Source organism: Pelosinus propionicus DSM 13327 (genome assembly GCF_900114615.1).
GTDB lineage: Bacteria > Bacillota > Negativicutes > DSM-13327 > DSM-13327 > Pelosinus > Pelosinus propionicus.
In genome coordinates, this window is sequence record NZ_FOTS01000120.1 from 1 (window position 1) to 1,853 (window position 1,853).

Sequence of the window (1,853 nt, forward strand, 5' to 3'; positions counted from 1 at the left end):
AAGGGGCTGTCTCAATAAGAAATTGAGATAGTCCCTTATATGTATTAAAAATACAAGAGGCAGGTTCCGAAGAACCTGCCTCTTGGTGTAGAATTAAACTGCTATGAAAAACTTTACACATATAAATCCTACAACAAAAACAAATTCATATCAACTAGTTTTACCGCTTCCTATCGAAATCCTCATACCAGAAAACGATTCGGTCAGGCTGTTAAGTAAGATAATGGATCAACTTGATTATTCGCTGTTATACAAAGCGTATTCTCGTAAAGGCAGAAAATCAGTAGTCTCACCTAAAATGCTTTTCAAAATTATCGTTTATGGTTATATGAATAATCTCTACACTAGTCGGGGGCTTGAGCGGGCTTGCCGCAGGGATATCAACTTTATGTGGTTATTGCAAGGTGCAAAAGTACCCGATCATAATACCATTGCCCGTTTTCGCAGCAAGCGGATTTTAGCTGCTGCCGAAGGATTGTTTTACCAGTTAGTGGAGTTGCTCAAAGAGTGTGGAGAAATTAGTTTTGAAAATTTATTTGTCGATGGTACAAAGATTGAGGCCAATGCTAACAAATATTCTTTTGTCTGGCGAAAAAGCACTGAGAAAAATGCTGCTAAATTACAAGATAAGCTAGCAGAGACACTCCAAATCATCTGTGAAAAGTACCATTTCGCTATTACAGAATCGGTAGATCCATCTGAGGTATTAAGCCTGCTGCTCATTCAACAGTATCAACAAAACATATCCTTTGTTTATGGAACTGGCAAACGAAAAAGTCAACTGCAAAGAGATGTAGAACAATTGGAGGAACTATTGGCACGCCAACGAAAATACGATGATTATGGCCAAATCTTTCAAGGACGAAATAGCTTTTCTAAAACCGACCACGATGCTACTTTCATGCACATGAAGGAAGATCATATGAAAAATGCGCAGCTAAAGCCTGGTTACAACGTGCAAATTGGTGTAGAAGCTGAATATATCGTGGGAATTGATATTTCTTCGGAGAGGTCTGATGCATTGACCTTGAAACCGTTACTTCAAACAATGAAAAACTTCCTAAAAGGACAAAAACACGAAAACATCATAGCCGATGCAGGCTATGAAAGCGAAGAAAACTACAGTTATCTTGATGAAGAAAAACAGGTCTGTTATATAAAACCGAGTAATTACGAAAAGAGCAAGGCCGCTAAATACCGTAACAATATTCGTCTTTTGGAAAATATGGAGTATGATGAAGCAAAAGATGAATATACCTGCCGAAACGGAAAGAAAGTATGCCCTGTGTCTGTTACCCAACGCAAATCAAAATCCGGCTATCGTAGTGTGATTACGGTTTACGAATGTGAAAATTGCAATGGTTGCCCTCACAAAGTATCCTGCACTAAAGCGGAGGGGAACCGCAAATTCAGCGTAGCAAAGAAGTTCAAATGGCAACGGGAGCAATCACAGCGCAATATTACTAGCGCAAAAGGAATACTACTAAGAATTAACCGATCGATTCAAGTAGAGGGTGCCTTTGGAATATTGAAAGAAAACCATCGATTTAGAAGATTCTTGCTGCGTGGCAAGCAAAGCGTTAGGACTGAATTCTTGTTCTTGGCGATGGGCTATAACTTAAATAAACTACATAACAAAATACAGCAACAACGGTGCGGAAAAATGCTACACGAAAAAAAGACCGCCTAAAAGGTTGCAGGCACAGCAATTTATGAGGGGCATAATGCTCCTCTAGCTTTGCTATGCCTACTTTACTCCACTTAATTCGCAAAAAAGAGAAAATACCCTATTCGGTTAGGGATACAAAGAAAGAGCTATCTCAAATAGGTTTTAAAAACCTATTTTGAGACAG

At 38.9% G+C, this 1,853-nt stretch carries 1 protein-coding gene; it reads left to right on the plus strand.

What is annotated here, in order from left to right; genetic code table 11:
• Window positions 1-103: 103 nt before the first annotated feature.
• Window positions 104-1,690: an IS1182 family transposase gene (locus tag BMZ99_RS25800; protein WP_090945002.1), complete on the plus strand. Its 1,587-nt coding sequence runs from the start codon at window positions 104-106 to the stop codon at window positions 1,688-1,690.
• Window positions 1,691-1,853: the final 163 nt, after the last annotated feature.